Here is a 26,357-nt window from a genome sequence, read left to right as displayed (position 1 = left end):
AGGCATTGCGTAGCGGGGAAACCGGCAAGGATGCCGGTTTAGCCGCGCTGGGCCAGGGATGGCCCATCGCGGCGACCCGCGGAGCAATGCCGGAGTGAGGGCACACCGAGCCTAGGCGAGGTGCCAAGTGGTGGGGCAAGAGCGCTTTGGTTACTTTCGCGCTCTTCGAAAGTGACCCGCCGTAAGGGCGGAACCATAAGCAGCCATTACCGCAGCAATGGATATGCACACAAAGCAAGATCAAAAGATCGCAGCCTCGTTTAACTCGACAGCTCCTACACACCAACAACACCACCCGCCGCACCCACAGCACCCACCAATGAAGTGTTTGTCCCAATGTGTCTACCAAGCGGCACCCTTTGAACCGGAGGGGTCGGGTATACTCCCGCGTTTTGCGATGCCCTGCCGGCGTCATGGCTGAGATGGACAGCGTCATGCAATCCGCACTTACGATTTGTTCAGTGCAGACCGCGCGATTCTGAACCAGCCTTGCAGGGATGTTTCGGTGATTTTTGGAGTTTTTATGCTCGAACAGGCTCAACGCGTCCTCAAGGACATCTTCGGCTACGACAGCTTTCGTGGCCGCCAGGGTGCGATCATTGAGCGCGTGGCCAGTGGTGGCGACGCCCTGGTGCTGATGCCTACCGGCGGCGGCAAGTCCCTGTGCTTCCAGGTACCGGCATTGCTGCGCGAAGGCCTGGCCGTCGTGGTCTCGCCGCTGATCGCGTTGATGGACGATCAGGTCGCCACCCTCGAAGAACTGGGTGTTGCCGCCGCTGCGTTGAACTCCACACTGAGCGCCGAACAGCAACGGGACCTGGCCAACCGCATCAAGCGCGGTGAGGTGAAGATGCTCTACCTCGCGCCTGAACGCCTGGTTCAGCCGCGGATGCTGGCATTCCTGCAAAGCCTGGAAATCGCCCTGTTCGCCATCGATGAAGCACACTGCGTATCGCAATGGGGTCACGATTTCCGCCGCGAATACCTGCAATTGGGCCAACTGGCCGAGCTGTTCCCCAACGTCCCGCGCATCGCACTGACTGCCACCGCCGACAAACGCACCCGCGAAGAAATCGTCGATCGCCTGCACTTGCAGGACGCCGAGCGTTTCCTGTCGAGTTTCGACCGCCCGAACATCTTCTATCGCATCGTCCCCAAGGAGCAGCCGCGCAAGCAGTTGCTGGCGTTCCTGGCCGAGCGGCGCAGCGATGCCGGCATCGTTTACTGCCTGTCGCGCAAGAAAGTCGACGAAGTCGCGGTATTCCTCAGCGAGCAGGGGTTTCCGGCGCTGCCTTATCACGCCGGGCTGCCCAACGAAACCCGCTCTCATCACCAGAGGCGCTTTCTCAACGAGGAAGGCCTGATCATGGTGGCCACCGTGGCGTTCGGCATGGGGATCGATAAACCCAACGTGCGTTTCGTCGCGCACCTGGACTTGCCCAAATCCCTGGAAGCGTACTATCAGGAAACCGGTCGCGGCGGGCGTGATGGCCTGCCGGCTGATGCCTGGATGGCTTACGGCCTGCAAGACGTGGTGATGCTCAAGCAGATGCTGCAGAACTCCGAAGGCGACGAGCGTCACAAGCGCCTGGAGCAGCACAAGCTCGACGCCATGCTTTCGCTCTGCGAAGAAACCCGCTGCCGCCGGCAAACCTTGCTGGCCTATTTCGACGAAGATATGCCGCAGCCGTGTGGCCATTGCGACAACTGTGTCGATGGCGTGCAGACGTGGGACGCGACCGAGCCGGCTCGCCAGGCCCTTTCGGCGATCTTCCGCACCGGCCAACGTTATGGTGTGGGGCATCTGGTGGACGTGTTACTGGGCAAGGACAATGAAAAGGTCCGCAGCTTTGGGCATCAGCACCTGTCAGTGTTTGGTGTCGGCAAGGCGATGGGCGAGAGCGAATGGCGATCGCTGTTTCGCCAGCTGGTTGCCCGCGGGCTGGCGGACATTGACCTCGAAGGTTATGGCGGCCTGCGGTTGAGCGCCACTTGCCGGCCGCTGCTCAAGGGCGAAGTGACCCTGGAGCTGCGCCGCGACCTCAAGCCGCAAACGACTGCGAAAAGCAGCAAGAGCCAGGCGAGCCAGCTGGTTCGTGGTGAGGAACGCGAGCAGTGGGAAGCCTTGCGCGCGTTGCGTCGCAAGCTTGCCGAAGAGCACGGGGTGCCACCGTACGTCATCTTCCCGGATTCGACCCTGCTGGAAATGCTGCGCAGCCAACCCGGCTCCATGGCCGAGATGGCACGGGTCAGCGGCGTCGGCGCGCGCAAGCTGGAGCGTTACGGGGAGGCATTCCTCGAAGTGCTGGGCGGCCAGGCCGAGGCGCCAAAAGTGGTGGCCGACCTGCGCCACGAGTTGATCACACTGGCCCGCGCAGGCATGACGCCACTGCAGATCGCCGGCCAGTTGCAGTGTTCGGAAAAGAATGTGTACACCCTGCTTGCCGAGGCGATTGGCAAGCAACACTTGTCCCTGGAGCAGGCACTGGATTTGCCTGAGGAATTGATGGGCGAAATACAGGATGCTTTTCTCGACGGTGAAGGCGAGTTGCCACCGGTTGTGGAGATCGCAGCAATATTTGCCGGACGGGTTCCAGAGGGCGTGTTGTACTGCGTCCGGGCGGCACTGCAGTCGGAATTCGAAATTTGAAACAACCCTTGCTTTGATGTAACGATTCAGTACAAAGCGAGCCTTGCTTCATGTCATCGGCCATGCTTAGCTGACTAATAATTAGGTTTTCTCTATTTCAGTCTAACCATGAGTTTTTTATGCCGTTAACCGATCAACACCGCTTTGGCATGCAGTTGGCGCAGGTGTCCCGTGGCTGGCGAGCCGAACTGGACCGTCGCCTGGCGGGCCTGGGATTGTCCCAGGCCCGTTGGCTGGTGCTATTGCACCTCGCGCGTTTCGGAGAGCCGCCGACCCAACGAGAGTTGGCGCAAAGCGTTGCCGTAGAAGGTCCGACCCTGGCCAGATTGCTCGACAGCCTCGAAAGTCAGGGTCTGGTCCAGCGCCAGGCAGTGGTGGAAGACCGCAGGGCGAAGAAAATCGTCCTCTGCGCCCCGGCCCGTCCGTTGATTGAACAGATTGAAACCATTGCCAACCAGCTGCGCCAGGAACTGTTTGAAGGCGTCGATGAGGCGGAATTGAAGATATGCATGCGAGTTCACGGGCATATCCTGGCCAACCTGGAAAAATCCTGACTCGTTGCTTCGTGCAGGACTTTTGAGATCGCCCGTTGGGCGGACTATAAAGAACTACTATGCATTATCGCGTTCGTACCGGATGTGCGAACGCGTACGGTTGGTTCTGGTTATCTAAGGGATGCTCATGCTTGAGAGTTTGCACGTTGTCTTGCGGTGTGGCACCAGGCTGCTGCTGGTGGGTGGCGCTGTGTGTTACTCGGCATTGGCGCCTGCGCTGGGGTTGGGTGAAATCACCCTGCATTCCGCGCTGAATCAGCCGTTGCGGGCAGACATCGCGCTGGTGGACGCGGCGGGGCTGGAAGAGGGCGACCTGTCGGTCAACCTTGCTACGGCGGACGAATTCAGCCGCGCGGGTGTTGAACGCGTGTTTTTTCTCAACGACCTGAAGTTCACCCCAATCCTCAAGGGCAATCGCAGCCTGATCCGGGTGAGCTCCAATAAAGCGGTCAATGAACCCTTCCTGAATTTCCTGGTGCAGCTCAATCAGCCCAATGGGCGGGTGCTGCGCGAATACACGGTGTTGATCGATCCTCCTGGCGCGCCGGGTGTTGCTCCTGTGGTCGATGAACCCGCCGCCACCACGCCAAACTCTCCGTTTCCTGCAGTCAAGCCTGTGGCAGCCACGCCAGCGCCAGCGCCAAAAAAAGCTGCTGCGCCCAAGGCCGAGGCTGTTGCCCCGGTAGCGGAAATTGACCCCGCTGCAGAGCAGTTGGCTGCCAGCGTCCTGCAAAACCAACAACTGCAAGCGACCATCACTGAGCTGAATGCGCGGCTGCAGGCACAGGACGAACAGATTGCCGCCCACAAGAAGCAGGTGATCGAACTGCAAACCCGGTTGGCCGAACTGCAACAGGCACCGCCCGCGGCACCTGTTGCCGTGGCACCGCCGGTGGTCGCCGTTGAACAGCCTGATGCCAATCAATGGCCAATGATTCTCGGCGTTCTGGCTTTGGCGGTCCTGGTACTCCTGGGCTTGTTCATGCGGCGCCAACGCCAACGCCAACAGGCGGATGAGGTGGCGCAGGAGGCTCCCGTGCCTGCTTCCCGGCCTGAGTCGGTGACTGATGATCCTGTAGGAATGCAGGCACCGCCGGCCAAATCGGCGGCTGATCACCAAGAGGATGCGCCGTCGGGCGACGTGCTGGAGGGCGTGGGTATCTACATGGCCTATGGCCGGTTTTCCGAGGCGGCCGGTTTGCTGCGCGAGGCGCTGGCCAAAGAGCCACAGCGCACTGATCTAGCCGTGCAACTGCTGGAAGTGCTCGGCAAACAAGGCGATGTGGCGGCCTATAACGCCCAGGAAACCCAGCTGCGCGACTCAGGATTTGACCCACAGGCCCTGCAGGACATTCGCAGCCGACACCCGAAAATGCACAACGTGACGCCGCTGGCTGCTGCGCCGGTTGTCGCTTCAGTGATCGCCGCAGCGCCCGTTGTTGCCCAGGGCGATGAGTTCCAGTTGAATCTGGATGACCTGTCGATGGACGCCAATTGGGACCTGATCAGCCCCTTCGACAGCGCTCCGCCGCCACCCGCACTTCCAGAAGAGCCGGCGTTTCACTCCAACCTCCACATCTTGCCCGAGGTGTTCGAAATGCCCGAGGAGCCGTCACTGGGCGAACCCGAGCTGGAGTGGGATGCGCCGGCGGATTCCCAGGGGCTGGACGACGATTTCCTCGCCGAATTCGGTGACCCGGACTCATCGCTGGAAATTGAGCCCTTCAGTCTTGAACCGGACAACGCCGGCAAACTCGAACAGGCTCAGACCTGTATTGATGACGGCGATCTGGACAGCGCGATTCAGCTGCTCAACGAGCTGCTCAAGGATGCCGATGAACCACTCAAGCAGACCGCGCGGAGTTTGTTGGCCGGCATTCGCTGATAGTGCATGTGTCGTTATCAATGTGGGAGTGAGCCTGCTCGCGATAGCGGTGAGTCAGTCGACATAAATAGCGACGGACCAGCCGCAATCGCGACCAGGCTCCCTCCCACAGGCTTCAGAATGTTTGCCCCAGGTTCAGGTACACGGCCTGCTCATCGGCATCGTTAAAGCCGTAACTGAAGTTCAGCGGACCCAAGGGCGTGTCGAAGCCGATGAATACGCTGGCGGCATTGATGTAGCCACTGTCGAACTCATTGTCGTTGTTCCACGCCCGACCCCGCTCCAGTGAACCACCGGCATACAGCGGAAAATCCAGCGGCAGGTACGAGCGCGGTGTCAGGCGTCGATAGTATACGGCGCGCATCAGGCTGATGTTCTGCCCGGAAATCGCATCCTCCCTGAAACCCGATAACTGCCGTGCTCCGCCGAGCAGGAAGCTGGAAGTCACCACATTGGCGTCATTGAGCGTGCGCCCGTAGCGGCCGCCGAGAATGAAGGTGTCCGGGCCGTGGCTGAGGGCCTTGTCCAGCGCGACTTCCCATTGTCGATAGCGATTGTCCGAGCCCAGGCCGGGTTCGTACTGCCGCAAGGCCAGGCCGAAGTCTTCGCCTTCATGGGGGAAGTAGACGTTATCCAGTGAATCGAACGAGTACTTCACTTCATAAAACCCTTCGTTGAAGCTTTCGCTGGGCAGGTCCTGGTCGCCAATGCGCACGTCTGCCTTGCCCCAGGCTTCGCCAACACCCAGGCGCACTTCGCCGCTGTTGCCGATCTGGCGGCCTACGTTCAGGCCAAAGCCGTAGCGCTCAACCCGGTATTGGGCGATCGGATCGTTGTCCAGGGTGGCTTCGACGTTCTGCGCGTCAAAGGCGGCGTAGGGCGCAATGAAATATCGCGATCCGACATCCAGTGGCTGGTAGAACTCGCTGTACAGTTCCTGGCGGTCGCCGATCTGCGCGCGGGTCAACCATTCGGCACCCAGGCGGTTGATGCCGTTGACGCGGTAACTGGCGCCCAGGTTGAACGCACTGTCGCCGCGCATGTCGTCCGAGAGGTTCAAGCCCAGCCGCAGGTAATCCGTGCCGCTGCGCTTGCCGCGGGCAGTGATGATCAGGGTGTGATTAGTGCCCTTGTGGGCGACTCGGTATTGCACCTGCTCGAAGTAGTCCAGGCCATACAAGGTGCCCATATCGGTTTGCAGGCGTCCCAGGTCCAGTGGTTGACCAATGTGCTGGCGAATGTAGTACCGAATGACATCATCGCCGACTTTCGAGTCATTCTCGACCTTGATTGCGGTGATGATCGGCGTGCGCTCACTGGGCTCACGGGCGGCGCTCAGCTCCGGATCCAGCGGCTGCGACGGCTTGAGCTGCGCCAGGCGTGCATCGAGAATCCTGGTTGCGCGATAGCCTGCCTCGATCATTTCTTCGGCACGACCAAAGTCGGTCACCCCAAAACTCGCCAGTGACGGCTGGATCAGGATGTCGTCCGGGTGCAAGGCGGCGAGCTGTTCTTCGGAGTTGCGGCGGGTCATCAAGGTGATCGACTGGTTCAGCACGTCGACCACGGTGGTCAGTTGTTTGCTGTTGCGCAGGGGCGTGCCGATGTCGACCACGATCGCCACGTCGACCCCCATTTCCCTGGCGACATCCAGCGGGATGTTATCGGTCATGCCGCCGTCCACCAGCAGGCGCCCATCCAGTTCGACAGGGGCGAACACCGCGGGGATCGACATGCTGGCGCGAATCACCTGAGGCAGGTGACCCTTGCGAAACACCACCTTCTCACCACTGGCAATGTCGGTGGCGACCGCGCGGAAGGGTATGGGCAGCTTGTCAAAATCCCGGGTATCGCTGGCATGGGCCAGCAGGCTTTCCAGCATCAGGGCAAGGTTCTGGCCCTGGATGACCCCGAGCGGCAAGCCGAGGCTGCCGTCGTCGCGAAAACTGAGTTTCTGCTTCACCAGGAAGTCGCGATCATCCTGCTTGCGCCGGAACGGCACGTCAGCTCTGGGCGGCGCATCCGACAGGGCCTGCTGCCAATCAATGTTGAGGGCGAGCTTTTCCAGCTCATCGATCTTGTACCCGGATGCGTATAACCCGCCCACCACCGCACCCATGCTGGTGCCGGCGATGGCATCGATCTGGATGCCTTGCTCCTCCAGCGCCTTGAGCACACCAATGTGCGCCAGGCCTCGGGCTGCGCCACCGGACAGCACTAGGCCGACTTTTGGTCGGGGGGCCTCGGCGGCCTGGACGATCATGGGCAGCAAGCAGAGCAGCAGGCAGGACAGAAGATGGCGCATCATGAATCTCGGGACCAGCGGAAAAGGTCGCTATTATAGCGGCGCCCCTCGCCTCTGGAGTCTCGTCAATCATGCCTGCCAGCAAACCGGAAATTGTCATCACCTATTGCACCCAGTGCCAGTGGTTGCTGCGCGCAGCCTGGCTGGCCCAGGAACTGCTCAGTACCTTTGGTGACGACCTGGGAAAGGTGTCGCTGGTGCCCGGCACGGGTGGGGTATTCCATATTTTTTGTGATGGCGTGCAGCTTTGGGAGCGCAAGAGTGACGGCGGTTTTCCCGAGGCCAAGGTGTTGAAACAGCGGGTCCGGGATCAGATTGATCCCGACCGCGACCTCGGTCACAACGACCGGACTCAGTGAGAGGCTGCCTCTGCAGCAACGGTTTTCTTGTCTGACCCGCCGGCAAGACGGCTGGAGACCACAATCGCCACGATGATCAACGCGCCGCCGAACAGCATGCGTGGCGTGGGATTTTCGTTGAACAGCAGCCAGGCCATGGTGATGCCGTATACCGGTTCCATGGCAAACACCACTGCGGCGGTGCGAGCCTTGATCACCGCCAGGCTGGCGACGAACAGGCTGTGAGCGACACCGGTGCAGAAGATTCCGAGCAGACTGATCCACAGCCAGTCCAGGGCGCGCACTTCACTCAATTGCGGTGCGGCCACCGGCAGCAGGCACAGCGCGACCACCACGTTCTGGCACAGCGCGGCCTGCACCGGCGGAATCCGTGAGGAACTGGCGCGGTTGGTCAACGACAATAAAGCGAAGAGCAAGCCCGAACCCACTGCCCACAGCAGGCCGGTGGTGGCGCCGCTGGCGAGGTCGAAATCAGGCGTGACCAGCACCAACCCGATACTCACCAGCACCACCAGGAGAATTTCGTTGGCGCGAATTCGCTCGCGGAAGATCAGTCCTTCGAGGATCACGGTAAAAGCCGGGAAACTGGCGAATCCCAACGTCGCAATCGCCACACCGGCAACCTTCACCGCGATGAAAAAGCTTACCCAGTGCCCGGCCAGCAGTACGCCGCTGAGTAACAATCGGCGCCAATCCACGGCTTCGAGAGGTTGCCAGCGGGTGGCACTGGCGAACCGCGCAAACACCGCCAAGGCGAGCACCGCGAATGCCGCGCGGCCAAAAACGATTACGGCTGGGGAGGCTGCCGCGAGTTTGCCGAACACGCCGGTCAGGCCGAACATCAGTGCACCAATGTGCAGGGCGCCAAGGGCGGTACGGGGAGTCATTGCAGATCCTTGATCGATGTGTGAGCACGGCCGATACACGACCCGTAGGAGCCTCCGGCAGCTCCTACAGTAGACCGTGGACGAGCCGTATACGTCTGTCGCCAGACTAGCGTCTTTTGTCGCCGCCCTCGCGTCGCAGTTTTCCCGGAGAGGCGCCGAACTCGCGCAACACCGTGGCGGCGAATGCACTTTGCGAGCTGTAGCCGACCCGGCTGGCGATTTCGCCGATAGGCAGCACGGTGTCGCGCAACAGCTCGACAGCCCGGTGCAGGCGGCGGCTGCGGATGTAATCCATCGGCGTCTGCCCGCATTCGGCGACGAAGCGGGCATGCAGGCGGGCGCTGGACAAGTCGGCGATGCGGGCGAGGTCAGCGACCTGCAGGGGATAGGCCGCGTGCTGGTCGATGTGCGCATTCAACGCCGCGTAGGGCAGGCGACGCCCCCCCATGACCTCGGGTTTGACGTTATTGAGACTGGCCAGCAACAGCACGGCACCCTGTTGCGCAATCAGCGGGTCGTCGACCTGGCTGCCCGCCAGCCAGCTCACCAATTGGCTCTGCCCGGCATCGAGGGGCAGGCGTGCGGCGCTGTCGAGCAGGCGTCGGCTGGCGTCGGCATGCTCACCCAGGGACTGCGCCACCCATTGATCGCTCGGTATATCCAGCACCAGGCAACGGCTGCCATTGGCACTGTTGCAGGCGTGATGAAAACCGGAAGGCACCACCACAAAACTCTGCTGTATCACCTGGCTGCCATGCCCGCCCACCTCGAAATCCAGCGCCCCCGACAACCCGAACACCAACTGCGCATGGTCGTGGCTGTGGATGATCAGGTCCTTGGTGTATTGGCGGAGCGTGAGGATCGGTCTCATCGCAGGTCTCCCGGGCAAGGTGGGCATTCTACACCGCGTTGGCCGCCCGGCGTTGTCACAGGACTGACGCGTCATTGTCATGGGCGATTCACCCGCCCGGCGCACAGTTGCCCAAACCATCGTGGAGCGTTGCCAATGACCAGTGCCGAGCTCGCCAGACCCGGTCGCAAGCAGCGGGTGCGGACCTTGTGGATTTCCGACGTGCATCTGGGCACCCGGGACTGCCAGGCCGAGCACCTGAGCACATTTCTCAAGGGTTACCACGCGGACAAGGTCTACCTGGTCGGCGACATCATCGATGGCTGGAAGCTGCGTAGCGGCATGTACTGGCCCCAGGCGCACACCAACGTCATCCGCCGCCTGCTGACCATGAGCAAGCGCGGCACCGAGGTGATCTACGTGACGGGCAACCACGATGAATTCCTGCGCCGTTACTCGAAGTTGATCCTGGGCAATATCCAGTTGGTCGACGAGGCGGTGCACGTCACGGCGGATGGCCGGCATCTGCTGGTGATCCACGGCGACCAGTTTGATGTGATCACCCGCTACCACCGCTGGCTGGCGTTTCTTGGGGACTCGGCCTACGAATTTACCCTGACGCTCAACCGCTGGCTGAATCACTGGCGCGCCCGCTATGGATATGGGTACTGGTCGTTGTCGGCCTACCTCAAGCACAAGGTGAAAACCGCGGTCAGCTTTATCAGTGATTTCGAGGAGGCTATCGCCCACGAGTGCGTGAAGCGCGAGTTGCACGGCGTAGTGTGCGGGCACATTCACCATGCCGAAATCCGCCGGGTGGGCGGCGTGGATTACTTGAACTGCGGGGATTGGGTTGAGTCGTGCACGGCGCTGATCGAGCACTGGGACGGCTCGATCGAGTTGTATCGATTGGCGGACGCACAGGCGCGGGAAGAGCAGATGACGGCGCAGAAGGTGGGTGAGCCTGCCTGAGATCAGAAGATCTTTTGATTCTAGGCTGGTGAGTGCTCCTGCATCGCCGCCTTGTAGATCGAGTTCTTCGGCTGCGCAAACAGGCGCTCCATCATCGGCTCGAAGAAGCTCAGCGGCAGCGTTTCGTAGGCGGGGTCAAACGCCGCCGCATCATATTTGGCACAGAAATCAATGGTCGCCTGATACTGCGGATGACCACTGAATTGCTCGCGCAGATGCCGATCCATACCCAAGTGATGAAAAAAGTAGTAACCCTGGAAAATCCCGTGCTTTTCCACCATCCACAAATTCTCGGTGCTGACGAATGGCTTGAGGATCGCCGCAGCAATGTCCGGATGATTATAGGAGCCCAGCGTATCGCCAATGTCATGCAACAGCGCACACACCACATATTCCTCATCACGGCCGTCGCGCCAGGCACGTGTTGCGGTTTGCAGGGAGTGGGTCAGGCGATCCACGGGAAAACCACCGAAGTCACCCTCGAGCAGCGTCAGGTGGGCCACGATCCGTTTCGGTAACTGCCTGGCATAGGCGCTGAAGTCGGCAGCGATGATTGCCCAGTCTTCCTGGGTGCCGTCCTGCATGTGGGTGAAGCGGGCATTGGCATTCATCGACTGTCCTCGAATAGCGGGTGATTCCTAGAACGGCACGCGACCCATGATCATGTCGCGGTACATGACAAAATCGCCGAGCAGGCTGTAAAAGGGATGCTGGAAGGTCGCGGGACGATTTTTCTCGAAAAAGAAATGCCCGGCCCAGGCGAAGCTGTAACCGGCCAGCGGCAGGCTCAACAGTAATAGCCAGGCGCCTTTGCCGATGGTCATGGCCAGAATGAAAATAACCAGGGTGGTGCCGATGAAGTGCAATCGTCGGCAAGTACTGTCGCTGTGCTCGCTGAGGTAATACGGGTAGAACTCGGCGAAGCTGTTGAAACGTTTGATGTTTTCCACGACAACGGTCTCTGTGGTTATTGTTCTGGCGCCAAGTTGTTCTGCGGGTAGCTTATTTAAGTCTAGAGTGATCATTGGCATCAGCCAGTGACAATAGGCGCCACTTTAGTATCCTTCGGTAAACCTGACGCCGTAGACGGCTCACCAAGACAGTAAACGCCATGAGCGAAAGAACGACTTCTGCAAGCTGGGCGATGGGGATTGTCAAGGCACTGGAAATGGACGGCCTGGATTGTCGGGTCCTGTTCAGGCAGCTGGGGCTGGACTACGCGGCCCTGACCGACCCGGATGGGCGCTTTACCCAGGACTCCATGACACGACTGTGGCAACGCGCGGTCGAGCTGTCGGGTAACCCGGCGATCGGCCTGAACATGGGCAAAGTGGTGCGGCCGGCATCCTTTCATGTGGCGGGCTACGCCTTGATGTCGAGCCAGACTCTGGTTGAAGGTTTTCAGCGCCTGGTGCGTTATCAACGGATCATCGCCGAAAGTGCCGACCTGAGTTTCCGCCTGCTGGACGAGGGTTATGCGCTGATCCTGACGGTGCATGGCGACCATCTGCCGCCGACCCGGCAAAGCGCCGAGGCTTCCCTGGCCTGCGCCCTGGGGCTGTGCAACTGGCTGACCGGGCGAACCCTGCAACCCCGCAAGGTGATGTTCCAGGGTGAGCACCCCGTCAACCTTGAGCCCTATACCCAAACATTCCACGCCCCGCTGGTATTCAGCGCGCCCTATGACGCGCTGATTTTCGAGCGCGCCGACATGGAGGCGCCGCTGCCTACGGCCAATGAAGCGATGGCGGCGTTGCATGACCGGTTTGCCGGCGAGTACCTGGCGCGGTTTTCCGAAAGCCGAGTGACCCACAAGGCGCGTCAGGTGTTGTGCCGGCTGCTGCCGCAGGGCGAACCCAAGCGCGACACCGTGGCGCAGACGCTGCACCTGTCGCAGCGCACCTTGCAGCGCCGGTTACAGGAAGAGGGCACCAGTTTCCAGGCCTTGCTCGACGATACTCGCCGCGAGATGGCCGAGCAGTACCTGGCCCAGCCCAGCATGACCCTGCTGGAAATTGCCTACCTGTTGGGTTTCGCCGACCCCAGCAACTTTTTCCGCGCGTTCCGCCGCTGGTTTGACGCCACGCCGGGAGAGTACCGGGCACGGTTGACGGGCACGCCTGGGCCGGTCAGTGACGCCAAAACGCCGGAATACACAACACAAACACCGTGATGATCTCCAGTCGGCCCAGCAACATGCCGAACGACAGGATCCACTTGGCGGCGTCGGGCAGCGTCGCGAAGTTGCCCGCCGGGCCAATGGTCTCACCCAGCCCCGGGCCGACGCCGGACACGGTACTGGCTGCGCCTGTCAGCGCGGTCATCCAGTCCACTCCCAGCAGCGAAAGCAGCAGGGCGATGACGCAGATGGTGATGGCAAAGAAGAACGAGAAGGTCAGGATCGACCGCACGATCTCTTCGTCGAGCCGGTGTCCGTTGTACTTCTGCTTGATCACTGCGCGCGGGTGAATCAATTGGTTAAGGTTGGCCTTGAGCAGGATATAGGCGACCTGAAAGCGGAAGATCTTGATCCCGCCAGCGGTCGAGCCTGAGCAACCACCGACAAACCCCAGGTAGAAAAACAGCATCAGCGAGAAATTGCCCCACAGGCTGTAGTCTCCCAGGGCAAATCCGGTCGTGGTGACCACCGAGGTCACGTTCAGCGCCACGTGGCGCAGGGCCTCCAGCCAGTGCAGCTGGGTGGTCCACCAGTACCAGGTGCCGAGCACCAGCCAGGTCACCAGCAACATCCCGAGCAGACCCTGAACCTGCTGATCCTTGATCAAGGCGCGCCGGTTGCCGCGCAGGGTCGCCACGTACAAGGTGAATGGCAGGCTGCCGAGGATCATGATGACGATCGCCACCCAATGCACCGCGGGCTGTGTCCACTTGGCCAGGGACAGGTCGGAGGTCGAGAAGCCCCCGGTGGAAATGGCCGACATCGCATGGTTGATGGCATCGAAGGGGCTCATCCCGGCCCACCAGAAGGCCAGGCTGCCGAGGATGGTGATGCCGACATAGGCTGCAACAATAAGACGCGCCACCATGTGCGAGCGGGGCATGACTTTTTCGGAGCGGTCCGAGGATTCGGTCTGGAACAGGCGCATGCCACCGATGCGCAGCAACGGCAGGATCGCCACTGCCATGCCGATAAAGCCGATGCCGCCGATCCAGTGCAGCAACGAGCGCCACATCAGGATCCCGGGGGACATCTTGTCCAGGCCGTTGAGCACTGTCGACCCGGTGGCGGTGATGCCGGACATGCTTTCGAAGAATGAGTCGGTGTAGCTGATGTGCTGGGTCAGCAGGAACGGCAGCGCGGCGAATATGCACACCACCAGCCAGCTGCTGACGGTCAGCAGGTACATGTCCCGCGGGCGCAGGTGTATGTGTTCGGGCCGACCGGGGATGACCAGCGCCAGGCCGGCGACGAAGGTGATCATGCTGGCCCAGAGGAACGAAGGCAGGTCGCTGGTGCGGTCGAAAATCACCAGCGTGGCCATGGGCACGACCATGGCGATGGCCAGGGTGATCAGAAAGATGCCGATGATGAAACCAATGATCCGTAAGGTCGGCAACGCCATGAAGTCCGCTCGGGCTGAAATAGGGAAGGGCGCCATTCTACCTGCGGGGCAGGGCATGTAAACCGGCATCCCTGCGGCAGTTACCGCTAGAATAGCCAAACATTTTTCATTGGAGGTGGCCGATGCAGGCTCTCGACGCTTTGCTCAACCGTGTTTCCGTTCCCCGACTGCTCGACCCGGCACCGACCGCCGAGCAGCGTGAGGCCCTGTTCGCCGCAGCCATGCGCGCACCGGACCACGGTCATTTGCAGCCTTGGCGGTTTCTGACCATCGAGGGTGCTGCACGGGAGCAGATGGGCGAGCTGCTGGCTGAGGCGGCGAAGCAACAGGACAGCGAAGTGTCTGAAGCCGCGGTGGATAAGGCGCGCAACGGGCCGCTGCGAGCGCCGCTGGTGGTCGTGGTGATCGCGCGATTGCAGGAACACGTGAAGTATCCGAAATCCGAGCAGCTGCTGGCTGCGGGTTGCGCGGCCCATGGCATCCTGCTGGCCGCCTATGCCCAGGGGATTGGCGCGGTGTGGCGCACTGGCGACCTGGCGTATTCGCCCCACGTGGCCAAGGGCTTGGGTTTGGCGGAGGGGGAGGAAGTAATTGCGTTTCTCTACCTGGGCACGCCGCAGAAAGAACCGCGGGTGGCGGAGAAAGTGAACCTTGATGAGTTCGTCAGCGCCTGGCCGGGCAAGCGCTGAACATCGACAGATCGCAGCCCCATTTCAAAGACGGCGCGTTCTGTAGGAGCTGTCGAGTGAAACGAGGCTGCGATCTTTCCGACAACACCGCTATCGCTACGGCTGGACCACGGCCCCTGGCACCAACGGCAATTCGAGACTGGCAATGAACCCGCCTTGCGGATGATTGCTTAGCACCAGACTCCCGCCATGCCGCTCCGCCGCTCGGCGCGCAATCGCCAGACCCAGGCCATGCCCTGCGGCAGTCTGTCCCGGCGCCCGATAAAACGGCTCTCCCAACTGACTCAGATGCACGGCCTCCACGCCGGGGCCGTGATCGCGCACGCTGATCACCATCCGCTCGCCCTGCCGGGTCGCCCGCATTTCTATCGATTGCCCGGGCGGATTGAATCGTTGGGCGTTGCGCAGCAGATTATCCACCGCACGTTCAATCATCGTTGGCCAGCCCTTGAGGCTGAGCGCCGAGTCGGCTTCCAGGCTTACGGGCTGTTCCGGCGAATTCAGCTGGGCATCTTTTTGCAGGGTTTGCAGCAGCGCATGCAGATCAACGTCTTCGGCGCTGGCATTGTCGGCATCGACCCGCGCCAGGACCAGGATTTCGCTGATCAGCGCCTCCAGTCGGTCGCACTCGCGGGTCAGGCGAGGCCAGAGCTTCTGCCGTTCTTCCGGGTTGGCCCGCTCGGCCAGCGCCAGGGCGATACGCAGTCGGGCGAGGGGCGAGCGCAGTTCGTGGGACACATCGCGCAGCAATTGCCGCTGGCTGCCGATCAGGCTTTGCAGGCGCGCACCCATGCGGTTGAAATCATTGGCCAGTACGCCGAATTCGTCGCGGCGATTGGCCAGTTTGACCAGGCTGTTCTGTTGGTAGGTGGTTTGCCCCAGGTCATGCACGGCCCCGCGTAAGCGGCTGAGCGGGCGGGTGATCGACAGGGTCACGAACAGGCTGAACAGGGTGAGTACCACCAGCGCGATGCCTAGCGCACTCAAGGGCCACAGCAGGCTTTCGCGGTGCCAGGAGTCGAGTTCCGGGTGCGGGATGCGGTAGATCAGCAAGTAGGTGTTGCCGGTTTTTTCGCTGGTGTACTCGTCGGTCAGGCGCCGCCAGGGCAGGCGTCGATCACCGTCGTTCTGGCGTGCTTCGAACGCTGCGGCGCGACGCGGGAAAGTGCCGCGAACCACCGGATCGCCGCTCTCGTTAAGCACCTGGACGTCGATATGGTATTGGCGTTTGCGCTGTTCAAGGATGTCTTGCGCGGCTTCTTCGCCCTGGGCTTCGAAGGTTTGCGTCCACTGTTCGGCCAGGGTGTTGAGGCCCGGGTGGCGGCTGAGGATCCATGCGTCCTGGTTGAGCATGTGCCCCAGCAGTATGGAAAGCCCTGCAACCAGAGCGATGGCTAGCCAGAAGCTGGCCAGGATACGCCAGAACAGTGAACGCACAGAAAGTCCTCAGCAGACACGAATTAACACTGTAGGAGCGAGCTTGCTCGCGAAAAACGCAGGTACGACGTGGGCTGTCTGATATCCCGCGTTTTCGTTGACGATTTTCGCGAGCAAGCTCGCTCCTACAAAAAACAGGACCCAACGGTGGGGGCCGTTGGGTCTGTGGTCAGCGTATTATTGCGCTTTTTGCGGTTGCTGCGCTTTCCACGCCTTGAACTCGGCCCATTCGGCGCGACGTTCAGCTTTTTTCTTCTGCATCTCGTCGAATTGCTTCTGCTGATCCGGTTTCAGCAGGGCGCGGACGTCCGCTTCGGCCTTCTTGTGGTTGGCGGCCATTTCATCTTTCATGGCTTTCTGGTCGGCCGGGGAGAGTTTCTCCAGGTACTTGTCGACCACTTGCTTACGCTCGTGCATCTGCTCGCCCATGATCTTGCGGATCTGCTCGCGCTGTTCGCGGCTCAGGTCAAGTTGGCCGTAGGGGCCTTTGCCGTGCATGCCGTGCATCTGACCGCCGTGGCGCGGGCCATCCATCGGACCACCCATCGGGCCGGCGCCTTCAGGCATCGCCATGGCAACGGTCGGCAGGGCGGTGGCGAACATCAGAGCGATAAGAGTCTTGCGCATGGTGAATCTCCTTGTCTCGTTCCCGGTACGTTCCGGATGAGTACAGATTATCGAGACCAAGGTAAGCGGCGGTCAGTGGAGCGTAAAGCCTGTGTAAAGAGCATTTTTGCCCGGCCTGACAAACCAGTTAGCCACCTGATCTCCAGGACTCATGATCTACCGCCCCGCCCCCGAGCCTCCGGCAGATCCTACCGAGAGCGCGATTTATGTCGATCGTAGGGGGCTTCAGAGACTGTAATAGTACCCACGGCTGCGCAACGCAATGATGCGCGGGCGGCCGTCGGGGTGGGGGCCGATCTTTTTGCGCAGGTTGCTCACGTGCATGTCCAGGCTTCGATCGTAAAGGGTCAGTTTGCGGCCCAGGGCGATCTGCGCCAGTTCCTGTTTATCCAGCGGCTCGCCCGGTTGCTTGAGCAGCGCTTCGAGCAGGCGGCTTTCGGAAACCGTGAGGGTGAACTCCTGTTCGTCGATGCTGACCACGCCTCGCGCCGGGCTGAAGCACAGGTCGCCCAGTTCCACCTGGCTGGACACCGCCGCCGGATGACTGCGCCGTAGCACCGCGCGCAGGCGGGCGGTCAGTTCCCGCGGGTCGCAGGGTTTGGCCAGGTAGTCGTCGGCACCCAGTTCCAGCCCAAGAATCCGGTCCAGGGGTTCGCCACGGGCCGAGAGCATCAATACCGGCAGGTCCGGATGATCGCTGCGCAACTGCTTGAGCAACTCCAGCCCGCTGCCGTCCGGCAACATGACGTCCAGCACCACCGCTGCGGGAGAAGTTTCGGTCAGGGCCCGGCGGGCACTCTGGCCATCGTGGCAGGCACGGACCTGAAAGCCTTCCTGGCCCAGCCAACTGCACAGGAGCTCACACAGCTCCTGGTCATCATCAATTAATAACAGCTCGCTCATGAATCACTCAATTTAGCCATTGCCGAGGTTTTTCGACTTGCCCCGATGGCGAAGATACCGCACAGCAGGGCCAACCGCGCAACTCCCGCCTGATTCCAATCGGTTATTGGGCAGGTTGTCGGCAGGTAAACGGGAAGGATGAGCGATTGAGAACACGATGAACCCGGGAAGGTTCATCGTGGGGGACAAACTAAGGCAGGACTTGCTTGAACGGCTTGACCGAAACGTTGGCGTACACGCCCGCGGCGATGTAGGGGTCGGCGTCGGCCCAGGCCTGGGCGGCATTCAGGGAGTCGAACTCGGCGACGATCAGGCTGCCGGTGAACCCTGCAGCGCCCGGATCATTGCTGTCGACCGCCGGGTGCGGCCCGGCCAGTACGATTCGGCCTTCGCCCTTGAGCTGTTGCAGGCGCTCAAGGTGGGCAGGCCGCGCGGCCAGGCGAGCTTCCAGGGAGTTAGCGACGTCTGTGGCAATGATTGCGTAAAGCATGTCAGTCCTCGGTTTTTGGCGTTGTGGTATCGGTGTCGTGCAGGTGGCGCGACAGGTAGATGCCCTGAGCGACCAGGAACAACAATGTCATGCCCAGGCTGCCGAAAACCTTGAAGTCGACCCAGTAGTTCTGGAACGTGAACGCGACAAACAGGTTGGCGGCTCCGCAGAACAGGAAAAAGCCGATCCATGCGATGTTCAGGCGAGTCCAGACCGGGTCTGGCAGGGTCAATGCATGGCCCATGATGCGCTTGATCAGCAGGCGGTCGCCGATGAAATGACTGCCGATGAACGCCAGGGCGAACAACCAGTTGACCACCGGTGCCTTCCATTTCAGGAAGGTTTCGCTATGAAACGCCAGGGTCATGCCCCCGAACACCAGGCAGGCGATAAGGGTCAGCCACTGGCTCTTCTCCAGCTTGCGCTGGCTGATGAACAGGGCGCCGTAGACCACCAGGGAGCTGATGATCAGCATCGCGGTGGCGCTGTAGATCCCGCCTACAGTCAACTCATGGCCGGCGATGTCGACGACCCGTGGATCAAGTTTGTAGACGATGAAAAACAGGAGAAGCGGGATGAAATCGATGAATTGTTTCACAGTGGCAGCCAGAAGCAGGATGTGGCGGCATAATAACAAACATATGGGCGCGCGATAGCGCCAGCTGATTTGAGGTAACACTTCCCCGTGAATGTTGATCTGCACTGCCATAGCACGGCTTCCGATGGCGCCCTGGCGCCGGCGATTCTGGTTGCGCGTGCGTTCGAGAAAGGCGTGCGAGTCCTGGCCTTGACCGATCACGACACCCTTGAAGGGCTGGATGAAGCCCGCACGGCCGCCACGGCGCTGGGCATGCAGTTGGTCAATGGCGTCGAATTGTCCTGCACCTGGGGCGGCGCGACCATTCATGTGCTGGGTTACGGGTTTGATGTAAATGCGCCATCGCTGGTCGAAGCTATCGCCCGGTTGCACGATGGCCGCTGGTTACGGTCCGAGGAAATAAGCCGCAAGCTGGCGCTCAAGGGCATGCCGGGCGCGCTCGAAGGCGCACGGGCCATCCAGCAGGAGTTGGGCGACAGTGGCAACGCGCCGGCCCGTCCGCATTTTGCCGACTGGATGGTGCGCGAAGGTTTCGTCAAGGATCGCGCCGAGGCGTTCCGCAAATGGCTGGGTGCCGGCAAGTTGGGGGACGTCAAGCAGCATTGGCCGACCCTGGAAGAAACGGTCGAAACCCTGCGCGCGGCGAAAGCCTGGGTCAGCCTCGCGCACCCATGGCACTACGATTTCACTCGCAGCAAGCGTCGTCGGCTGATTTCTGACTATATTCAAGCAGGCGGCCACGCCATAGAAGTGGTCAATGGCCATCAGCCCGCCGAACAGGTCGGCAGCCTGGCGATTCTTGCTCGTGAGTTCGGTCTGCTGGTCAGCGCCGGCAGTGATTTCCATGGCCCTGGAGGCTGGTCCGAGATCGGCGAATATCGCCCGCTTCCGGAGGATCTGCCGCCACTTTGGTCTCGATTCAAACATGACCCAATTATTGCCGCCGTCTGAACAGGTAGAGAATGTGAGTCAATTTTTCCAGATTCATCCGGAAAACCCGCAAGCGCGCCTGATCAAACAGGCGGTCGAGATCATCCGCAAAGGCGGGGTGGTGATTTACCCCACGGACTCGTCCTATGCGATTGGTTGCCAGATTGGCGACAAGAATGCGGTTGAGCGTGTGCGTCGCTTGCGTCAATTGGATGAAAAGCACAATTTTGCGCTGATTTGCAGCGATCTTTCGCAATTGGGCCTGTTCGCCAAGATTGATACCGGTACGTTTCGCCTGCTGAAGGCCCATCTTCCGGGCCCCTACACCTTCATTCTCAACGCGACACGGGAAGTCCCGCGGCTGTTGCTGCACCCGAAAAAGCGCACCATCGGCCTGCGTGTGCCGAGTCATCCGATTGCCCTGGCCTTGCTCGCAGAGCTGGGCGAGCCGCTGATGAGCGTGACGCTGATCATGCCGGGTGACACCGATCCCTTGACCGACCCGTACGAAATGCGCCAGCTGCTCGAGCATCAGGTCGACCTGATCATCGACGGCGGCGTCGGCGGGATCAAGGCCTCCACCGTGATCAGTCTTGCCGATGGCGAGCCGGAAGTGATCCGCGTCGGCTGCGGCGACCCTGCGCCGTTCATGGCCGAAGCCTAGATGTCGGCAGTAGAGCCCGTCGACACTCAGGCCGGCGCCCAACAGGAGCTGCCTTTCGCCATGGTCTATGGCCAGGCGGTAATGGAAATGCCGCTGGACCTGTACATTCCGCCGGATGCTCTCGAGGTGTTTCTCGAAGCCTTTGAAGGCCCCCTCGATTTGCTGCTGTACCTGATCCGCAAACAGAACATCAACATTCTCGACATTCCGGTGGCGGAAATTACCCGCCAGTACATGGGCTATGTCGAGTTGATGCAGTCGGTGCGCCTGGAGCTGGCGGCCGAATACCTGGTGATGGCCGCGATGCTGGCCGAGATCAAGTCGCGGATGCTCTTGCCTCGGGCGGAGTCGATCGAGGCCGAGGAAGACGATCCCCGCGCCGAACTGATCCGGCGCCTGCAGGAGTACGAACGGTTCAAGGCCGCAGCCGAAGGCATCGATGGCCTGAGCCGGGTTGGCCGTGATGTCGTGGTGCCCAGGCTTGATGCCCCCGAGGCGCGGGCGCGCAAGCTGGTGCCGGACGTCAGCCTGGCGGAGTTGCTGATGTCCATGGCCGAGGTGCTGCGCCGGGGCGATATGTTCGAAAGTCACCAGGTCAGTCGCGAAGCCTTGTCCACCCGCGAGCGCATGAGCGATGTACTGGAAAGGCTCAAGGGCGGCGGGTTCGTGCCCTTCGTCGAGCTGTTCACCGCCGAGGAAGGGCGCCTGGGGGTGGTGGTGACCTTTATGGCGATCCTCGAACTGGTCAAGGAATCCCTGGTCGAGCTGGTGCAGAATGAGCCGTTCGCGCCGATCCACGTGCGGGCCCGAGCCGAATAACGAGTTGAATCATGAACCTGACTGAACCCCGCGAGCTGGCACCACTGCTTGAAGCCTTCCTGTTGGCCTCGGGAAAGCCGCAATCGCTTGAACGCCTGTTCGAACTCTTCGAAGAGGCCGAGCGCCCGGAGCCACCGGTCTTCAAGAAGGCCCTGACGATTCTGGCCAAGTCCTGTGATGGTCGTGCCTTCGAACTCAAGGAGGTCGCCTCCGGCTATCGCCTGCAAATCCGCGAAAAATTCTCGCCGTGGGTCGGGCGCCTGTGGGAAGAGCGCCCGCAGCGCTATTCCCGCGCCATGCTCGAAACCATGGCGTTGATCGCCTATCGCCAGCCAATCACCCGGGGTGAAATCGAGGACGTGCGGGGTGTGGCGGTCAACAGCCACATCGTCAAGACCCTGCTTGAGCGCGAGTGGATCCGCATCGTCGGCTACCGTGACGTGCCCGGCAAACCGGCGATGTTCGCCACCACCAAGGCGTTTCTCGACCATTTCAACCTGAAGAATCTGGACGATCTGCCACCCTTGGCAGAGCTGCGCGAGCTGGAGCCCGACCCGGTGCTCGACTTCGACGACGCCCCCGTACCTGCCAGCCTGCAAGAGCTGGCCGACGCCAGTGCCGAACCGGAGGAGCCCAAGGAGGAAACCAGTTTCCATACCTTGCTGCTGGAGCTGGACACCATGGAGGAGGGGCTCAAGACCGATTTCGACGATCTGTTGCGCGATGGTGCGGTGACCCAAAGTGATGAGTTTCAGGATCAGCCTGAATCTGAATCCGAGATTGAGCCTGAGATGGAAGTTGAGGTTGAGGTTGAGCCAGAACCTGCGATTGAAGTTGAACTTCACGCCGAGCCTGACGCCACACTCGAAGAGGAACCGGGCGACGATGTGCTTGGCGTTGCCGAAGCTCGCGAAAAACTACTGGCCGCCGTCGCTGCCCTCGAACAGCACAAACCGGAGCCCGAATCTGAGTTGAGTGACGAGGAAGCCGAAGCCCGCGCTCTGGCCGAAGCCATCGAAGCTGAACGCCGCGAATTCGAAGACTGAGGTGCTGCCAAAAGATCGCAGCCTTCGGCAGCTACAGGACCGCGTTTGCCACCGGTATCAATTTGTACCCGGTCATGTAGGAGCTGCCGCAGGCTGCGATCTTTTGACTTTAATTTTTGAGGCCTCAAGTGAGCTCAACCAAAGACCCCTGCATCAGCGTCTGCAAATTCACCGACGACATCTGCATCGGCTGCGGCCGCAGCAAGCGCGAGATCAAGTCGTGGAAGAAGCTCGACAAGGTCGACAAGCGCACCGTGCTCGCCGAAGCCGCGTTACGCCTGATCGCGCTCGGCCCTACCGCTCGGCGCAAAAGCAAATAACCTGGTCTGCCTGCGCTAGTCTCTGATGCGTAAATCCGCGCATGCGCGTATGATTCGCGACCCTTCGGCGATCCCTTCGCCCAAGTACCAGATAGACAACGCTTCAGGACGCCTTATCAGCGCTTCCTGAACAGACCACACCGGGAGGTGCCCAGATGAGTATCAACGACCAGAAAGACGACCAGGAAATCGGCCCAGCAGGCGAAAAACTGCAGAAGGTCCTCGCCCGTATCGGCGTAGGCTCGCGCCGTGACGTGGAAGCCTGGATCAGCCATGGCCGCATCAAGGTCAATGGCAAAGACGCCACCCTTGGTCAGCGCGTCGACCTGCATGACGCCATCACCATCGATGGCAAGGTGATCAAGCGCGAAGAGGCCGCCGAGTCGGTTCGCCGCGTGATCATGTACAACAAGCCCGACGGTGAAATCTGCACCCGCAACGACCCGGAAGGCCGTCCAACCGTTTTCGACAAGATGCCGCGCCCGAAAGAAGGTCGCTGGATCAATATCGGCCGCCTGGACATCAACACTACCGGTCTGCTGATGTTCACCACCGACGGTGAGCTGGCCAACCGCCTGATGCATCCTTCCTACGAGATGGACCGTGAATACGCGGTACGTGTGCGTGGCGAAGTGGATGACGAGATGATCGAGCGCTTGAAAGCCGGGGTTGTCCTCGAAGACGGCCCGGCCAAGTTCACTGACATCAAGCAGGCGCCAGGTGGCGAAGGCTTCAACCACTGGTACCACTGCGTGGTGATGGAAGGTCGTAACCGCGAAGTTCGTCGTCTGTGGGAATCCCAGGGCCTGGTGGTCAGCCGCCTGAAACGCGTGCGTTTCGGTCCGGTGTTCCTCAACTCCGACCTGCCGATGGGTCGCTGGCGCGAAATGAGTCAGTACGAAGTCGACATCCTCAGTGCCGAGGTTGGCCTGACGCCTGTGGCCATGCCGCAGATGAACGCCAAGAGCAAGGACAAGCTCGAGCGGATGCAGCGCAAGTCGTCGCGTCCGATGGGCACCACCGAGCGTGTACGGACCCTGCGTCCAGCCGCCGGTGCTCCAGCTGCCAACCCGCGTCCGGCCCGTGAGCCGCACATCGAAGGCGAACGTCCGGCCCGCAAGCCGGCGGCTCCTCGCGCCGATGGCGAGCGCGGTCCACGCACGCCGCGTCCGGCCAATGGCCGTACCGAGCGCGGTGAAGGCCGTGGCGCGCCAGCCGGTGGTCGCAGTGATCGCGGCGCTCCCGCCGGTCGCGGTACGCCAGTGGCGGATCGTCCAGCGGACACCAAGCGTCCAGCCAAGCCAGCCGCGAAAAAGCGTCCGGGCATTGTCCTGGTCGACAAGGATGCGCCATCAGGCAAGCGCCGTGGCGCGCCGGCCGGTTCGGGTCAGCGTCCGGGCTTCGGGCGTCGCAAGCCGGAGTGAAGCAGCGGTAAGCTTCAAGCGGTAAGCCGTCAGTGAAAAGCGCCATCCTTCGGGGTGGCGTTTTTTTTTGTCTGGCTCAAATGCTGCGGCGCCTGGCAGTCCGCCTTCGCGAGCACGTCGCACCGTCGCTCCCACAGGGTGCTGGAGGTAGACGCAGCATTTGTGTTCGGCGGATATGCCTGTGGGAGCCGGGCTTGCCCGCGATGGCACCGGCGAAGACACCAAAGCATGTCGATTGGAAATCCGTCGTTACACGCTGTAACGAGATCTTGACGAATTACCCAGTGCTTCAGCTACTTCCCGCCGGGTGTAAGGAAATCCTTCCGCTAGCCCAGACCTTATGGATTCCCAAGCCCTCTATCGCGCTTGTTTCAACCTCCATAGCAGGATCAGATGCGCCCCATGCCTGCCGTGCAGGTGAATAAAAACAAGGAGGCGCAATGAACGCCGTGACCCAACTCCACCTCTCTCCGAGGGGCGATTTTCCTGTCGTCCCCGTCGATGACCTGCAAAGGTCTGAATCAGTTTTTGCAGCCGTCCGGCACTGCCGGGGCGGACACAGGCAATCCCGGCAAATGACACGCTGATCCAGCGGGTCTGGCAGCAGGGGGTTACAGGTGTACAATGCGCCGCGTTTTAACTGTGACTTCCTGCGCACCAGCGCAAACCTCAGGGCTATCCGCCTTGTTAACTCCGTTGCGCCACAAGCGCGTCGGGTTCGATTTCGTCACAGATAAAAACAAACAGGTGACGCATGAACGTTGTAAATACGCTGAACTCCTGGTGCTTGCGCTGGGGTTTGATCGGCGCTGCTTGAAATCGCAACCCGAGCAGCACGTCTACTGAACATCATCAAACCTTGCGTGAGACCCTTTTCATGAGTGGACAAAACTCGCATTCAGGCGAGCTGAAACGCGGCCTGAAAAATCGCCATATTCAACTGATCGCCCTCGGTGGGGCGATCGGTACCGGACTGTTCCTCGGCTCGGCCGGGGTGCTTAAATCCGCCGGCCCTTCGATGATCCTCGGCTACGCCATCTGCGGCTTCATCGCATTCATGATCATGCGCCAGCTTGGCGAAATGATCGTCGAAGAGCCGGTTGCCGGTTCGTTCAGCCACTTTGCGCACAAATACTGGGGTGGTTTCGCCGGCTTCCTGTCGGGCTGGAACTGCTGGATCCTGTACATCCTGGTGGGCATGTCGGAGCTGACTGCCGTCGGCAAGTACATCCACTATTGGGCGCCGGACATCCCTACCTGGGTCTCGGCGGCCGGTTTCTTCGTCCTGATCAACCTGATCAACCTGGCCAACGTCAAGGTGTTCGGCGAGGCAGAGTTCTGGTTCGCGATCATCAAGGTCGTGGCGATCGTCGGCATGATTGCCCTGGGCAGCTACCTGCTGGTCAGCGGCAACGGCGGGCCGCAGGCGTCGGTGAGCAACCTGTGGTCCCACGGCGGCTTCTTCCCCAATGGTGTCAGCGGGCTGGTGATGGCCATGGCGATCATCATGTTCTCCTTCGGCGGCCTGGAAATGCTTGGCTTCACCGCAGCAGAAGCAGACAAGCCGAAAACCGTGATCCCGAAAGCCATCAACCAGGTGATCTACCGGATCCTGATTTTCTACATCGGTGCATTGGTCATCCTGCTGTCGCTGACCCCATGGGACAGCCTGCTGGAAACCCTGAACGCCTCCGGCGATTCCTATAGCGGCAGCCCGTTCGTGCAAGTGTTCTCGATGCTGGGCAGCAACACGGCGGCGCACATCCTCAACTTCGTGGTGTTGACGGCGGCATTGTCGGTGTACAACAGCGGCACCTACTGCAACAGCCGCATGCTGCTGGGCATGGCCGAGCAGGGCGATGCCCCGAAAGCCCTGGCGAAGATCGACAAGCGCGGCGTGCCGGTGCGTTCGATCCTGGCCTCGGCGGCGGTCACGCTGATCGCGGTGTTGCTCAACTACCTGATTCCTCACAGCGCGCTTGAGCTGCTGATGTCGCTGGTGGTAGCCACCCTGGTGATCAACTGGGCGATGATCAGCTTCTCGCACTTCAAGTTTCGCCAGCACATGAACAAAACCAGCCAGACACCGCTGTTCAAGGCGCTGTGGTACCCGTACGGCAACTACATCTGCCTGGCGTTCGTGGTGTTTATCCTTGGCGTGATGCTGTTGATCCCGGGCATCCAGGTCTCGGTGTACGCGATCCCTGTATGGCTTGCCTTCATGTGGATCTGCTATGGCATCAAGAACAAGCGCAGCGCACGGCATGCCTTGCAGCCTGCCGTGAAGTAACGCGGTACGCAGAAACCACAAACCCGGCCATGTGCCGGGTTTTTTTGCAGGTGAGCAGCATAATCTGTGGGAGC

The 26,357-nt window shown here is 61.0% G+C and carries 25 protein-coding genes and 1 pseudogene; 14 read left to right on the top strand and 12 right to left on the bottom strand.

Translation table 11 applies throughout. The features are described from left to right. Positions 1-523 precede the first annotated feature (523 nt). The 3 genes from recQ to AAEZ05_RS10855 all read left to right on the top strand — a co-directional run bounded on the left by recQ (position 524) and on the right by AAEZ05_RS10855 (position 5,089). Positions 524-2,650 carry a DNA helicase RecQ gene (gene recQ / locus AAEZ05_RS10865; RefSeq protein WP_350598644.1) on the top strand — a complete coding sequence of 709 codons (2,127 nt, stop codon included), beginning with the start codon at positions 524-526 and terminating at the stop codon, positions 2,648-2,650. A 119-nt stretch (positions 2,651-2,769) separates the two neighbouring features. After that, positions 2,770-3,204, top strand: a complete 435-nt coding sequence (locus AAEZ05_RS10860) for a MarR family transcriptional regulator (RefSeq protein WP_045058845.1) — start codon at positions 2,770-2,772, stop codon at positions 3,202-3,204. Between the two features lie 127 nt (positions 3,205-3,331). After that, positions 3,332-5,089 (top strand): motility hub landmark protein FimV, encoded by a 1,758-nt coding sequence (locus AAEZ05_RS10855; protein ID WP_350647316.1) that lies wholly within the window; start codon positions 3,332-3,334, stop codon positions 5,087-5,089. Between the two features lie 115 nt (positions 5,090-5,204). Here the strand turns inward: AAEZ05_RS10855 and AAEZ05_RS10850 are convergent, their stop codons facing one another. Beyond that, the gene (locus tag AAEZ05_RS10850; RefSeq protein WP_350647426.1) at positions 5,205-7,394 is read right to left on the bottom strand and encodes a patatin-like phospholipase family protein; all 2,190 of its coding nucleotides are present in this window, start codon (positions 7,392-7,394) and stop codon (positions 5,205-5,207) included. 71 nt (positions 7,395-7,465) lie between these two features. Between AAEZ05_RS10850 and AAEZ05_RS10845 the strand changes: the two genes are divergently transcribed. Next, positions 7,466-7,753, top strand: a complete 288-nt coding sequence (locus AAEZ05_RS10845) for an Rdx family protein (RefSeq protein ID WP_045058847.1) — start codon at positions 7,466-7,468, stop codon at positions 7,751-7,753. On the opposite strand, the gene AAEZ05_RS10840 is transcribed toward AAEZ05_RS10845, so the two are convergent. Then, entirely contained in the window at positions 7,747-8,640 is an 894-nt protein-coding gene (locus tag AAEZ05_RS10840) for a DMT family transporter (protein ID WP_350647314.1), read from the bottom strand. The genes AAEZ05_RS10845 and AAEZ05_RS10840 overlap by 7 nt on opposite strands. Before the next feature lie 106 nt (positions 8,641-8,746). Continuing rightward, positions 8,747-9,511: a helix-turn-helix transcriptional regulator gene (locus tag AAEZ05_RS10835; RefSeq protein WP_350647312.1), complete on the bottom strand. Its 765-nt coding sequence runs from the start codon at positions 9,509-9,511 to the stop codon at positions 8,747-8,749. A 135-nt stretch (positions 9,512-9,646) separates the two neighbouring features. Here AAEZ05_RS10835 and AAEZ05_RS10830 point away from each other — a divergent pair, with 135 nt between their 5' ends. Continuing rightward, positions 9,647-10,462, top strand: coding sequence for a UDP-2,3-diacylglucosamine diphosphatase (locus tag AAEZ05_RS10830; RefSeq protein WP_045058850.1), 816 nt, complete (start codon positions 9,647-9,649; stop codon positions 10,460-10,462). 20 nt (positions 10,463-10,482) lie between these two features. Here the strand turns inward: AAEZ05_RS10830 and AAEZ05_RS10825 are convergent, their stop codons facing one another. Continuing rightward, entirely contained in the window at positions 10,483-11,073 is a 591-nt protein-coding gene (locus AAEZ05_RS10825; protein ID WP_350647310.1) for an HD domain-containing protein, read from the bottom strand. A 27-nt stretch (positions 11,074-11,100) separates the two neighbouring features. Continuing rightward, positions 11,101-11,412 carry an Mpo1-like protein gene (locus tag AAEZ05_RS10820; RefSeq protein WP_350647308.1) on the bottom strand — a complete coding sequence of 104 codons (312 nt, stop codon included), beginning with the start codon at positions 11,410-11,412 and terminating at the stop codon, positions 11,101-11,103. Positions 11,413-11,573: 161 nt separating this feature from the next. On the opposite strand from AAEZ05_RS10820, the gene AAEZ05_RS10815 reads away from it, so the two are divergent. Beyond that, on the top strand, positions 11,574-12,635 hold the full coding sequence (locus AAEZ05_RS10815; RefSeq protein WP_225569053.1) for an AraC family transcriptional regulator: 1,062 nt from the start codon (positions 11,574-11,576) through the stop codon (positions 12,633-12,635). On the opposite strand, the gene AAEZ05_RS10810 is transcribed toward AAEZ05_RS10815, so the two are convergent. Continuing rightward, a complete protein-coding gene (locus AAEZ05_RS10810) occupies positions 12,592-14,046 on the bottom strand; it encodes a TrkH family potassium uptake protein (RefSeq protein ID WP_045058854.1) in 1,455 nt (484 codons plus the stop codon). The two genes, AAEZ05_RS10815 and AAEZ05_RS10810, sit on opposite strands and share 44 nt — an antisense overlap. Before the next feature lie 122 nt (positions 14,047-14,168). Here AAEZ05_RS10810 and AAEZ05_RS10805 point away from each other — a divergent pair, with 122 nt between their 5' ends. Beyond that, on the top strand, positions 14,169-14,735 hold the full coding sequence (locus AAEZ05_RS10805; protein ID WP_350598656.1) for an NAD(P)H nitroreductase: 567 nt from the start codon (positions 14,169-14,171) through the stop codon (positions 14,733-14,735). 96 nt (positions 14,736-14,831) lie between these two features. On the opposite strand, the gene AAEZ05_RS10800 is transcribed toward AAEZ05_RS10805, so the two are convergent. From AAEZ05_RS10800 to AAEZ05_RS10780, 6 genes and pseudogenes are all read right to left on the bottom strand, one after another. Further along, positions 14,832-16,172 carry a sensor histidine kinase gene (locus tag AAEZ05_RS10800; protein WP_350598658.1) on the bottom strand — a complete coding sequence of 447 codons (1,341 nt, stop codon included), beginning with the start codon at positions 16,170-16,172 and terminating at the stop codon, positions 14,832-14,834. A 177-nt stretch (positions 16,173-16,349) separates the two neighbouring features. After that, on the bottom strand, positions 16,350-16,799 hold the full coding sequence (locus AAEZ05_RS10795; RefSeq protein WP_122837915.1) for a Spy/CpxP family protein refolding chaperone: 450 nt from the start codon (positions 16,797-16,799) through the stop codon (positions 16,350-16,352). A gap of 225 nt (positions 16,800-17,024) precedes the next feature. Next, positions 17,025-17,702 (bottom strand): response regulator transcription factor, encoded by a 678-nt coding sequence (locus AAEZ05_RS10790; protein WP_122837916.1) that lies wholly within the window; start codon positions 17,700-17,702, stop codon positions 17,025-17,027. Between the two features lie 7 nt (positions 17,703-17,709). Further along, positions 17,710-17,791, bottom strand: a pseudogene (locus AAEZ05_RS30735) (translation initiation factor 2); the annotation flags it as partial. 101 nt (positions 17,792-17,892) lie between these two features. Then, entirely contained in the window at positions 17,893-18,192 is a 300-nt protein-coding gene (locus AAEZ05_RS10785; RefSeq protein ID WP_045058859.1) for a YciI family protein, read from the bottom strand. A gap of 1 nt (position 18,193) precedes the next feature. Continuing rightward, entirely contained in the window at positions 18,194-18,790 is a 597-nt protein-coding gene (locus AAEZ05_RS10780; protein ID WP_045058860.1) for a septation protein A, read from the bottom strand. An 87-nt stretch (positions 18,791-18,877) separates the two neighbouring features. Between AAEZ05_RS10780 and AAEZ05_RS10775 the strand changes: the two genes are divergently transcribed. From AAEZ05_RS10775 to AAEZ05_RS10745, 7 genes are all read left to right on the top strand, one after another. Beyond that, the gene (locus AAEZ05_RS10775; RefSeq protein ID WP_045058861.1) at positions 18,878-19,741 is read left to right on the top strand and encodes a PHP domain-containing protein; all 864 of its coding nucleotides are present in this window, start codon (positions 18,878-18,880) and stop codon (positions 19,739-19,741) included. A gap of 13 nt (positions 19,742-19,754) precedes the next feature. Then, complete coding sequence (locus AAEZ05_RS10770) at positions 19,755-20,384, top strand: L-threonylcarbamoyladenylate synthase (protein WP_045058915.1); 630 nt, start codon at positions 19,755-19,757, stop codon at positions 20,382-20,384. Beyond that, a complete protein-coding gene (locus AAEZ05_RS10765; RefSeq protein WP_045058862.1) occupies positions 20,385-21,203 on the top strand; it encodes a segregation and condensation protein A in 819 nt (272 codons plus the stop codon). It abuts the gene before it with no gap. Between the two features lie 11 nt (positions 21,204-21,214). Continuing rightward, the gene (gene scpB / locus AAEZ05_RS10760) at positions 21,215-22,249 is read left to right on the top strand and encodes an SMC-Scp complex subunit ScpB (protein ID WP_045058863.1); all 1,035 of its coding nucleotides are present in this window, start codon (positions 21,215-21,217) and stop codon (positions 22,247-22,249) included. 128 nt (positions 22,250-22,377) lie between these two features. Beyond that, the gene (locus AAEZ05_RS10755; RefSeq protein ID WP_045058864.1) at positions 22,378-22,569 is read left to right on the top strand and encodes a DUF1289 domain-containing protein; all 192 of its coding nucleotides are present in this window, start codon (positions 22,378-22,380) and stop codon (positions 22,567-22,569) included. 155 nt (positions 22,570-22,724) lie between these two features. After that, on the top strand, positions 22,725-23,993 hold the full coding sequence (rluB, locus tag AAEZ05_RS10750) for a 23S rRNA pseudouridine(2605) synthase RluB (RefSeq protein ID WP_045058865.1): 1,269 nt from the start codon (positions 22,725-22,727) through the stop codon (positions 23,991-23,993). Positions 23,994-24,870: 877 nt separating this feature from the next. Next, entirely contained in the window at positions 24,871-26,283 is a 1,413-nt protein-coding gene (locus tag AAEZ05_RS10745; protein WP_045058866.1) for an amino acid permease, read from the top strand. Positions 26,284-26,357 lie beyond the last annotated feature (74 nt).

It is taken from the genome of Pseudomonas sp. HY13-MNA-CIBAN-0226, assembly GCF_040310305.1.
Taxonomy (GTDB): domain Bacteria; phylum Pseudomonadota; class Gammaproteobacteria; order Pseudomonadales; family Pseudomonadaceae; genus Aquipseudomonas; species Aquipseudomonas gregormendelii.
Note: the sequence above shows the minus strand (reverse complement) of the source record. Positions and strands in the feature narration are given on the sequence as shown.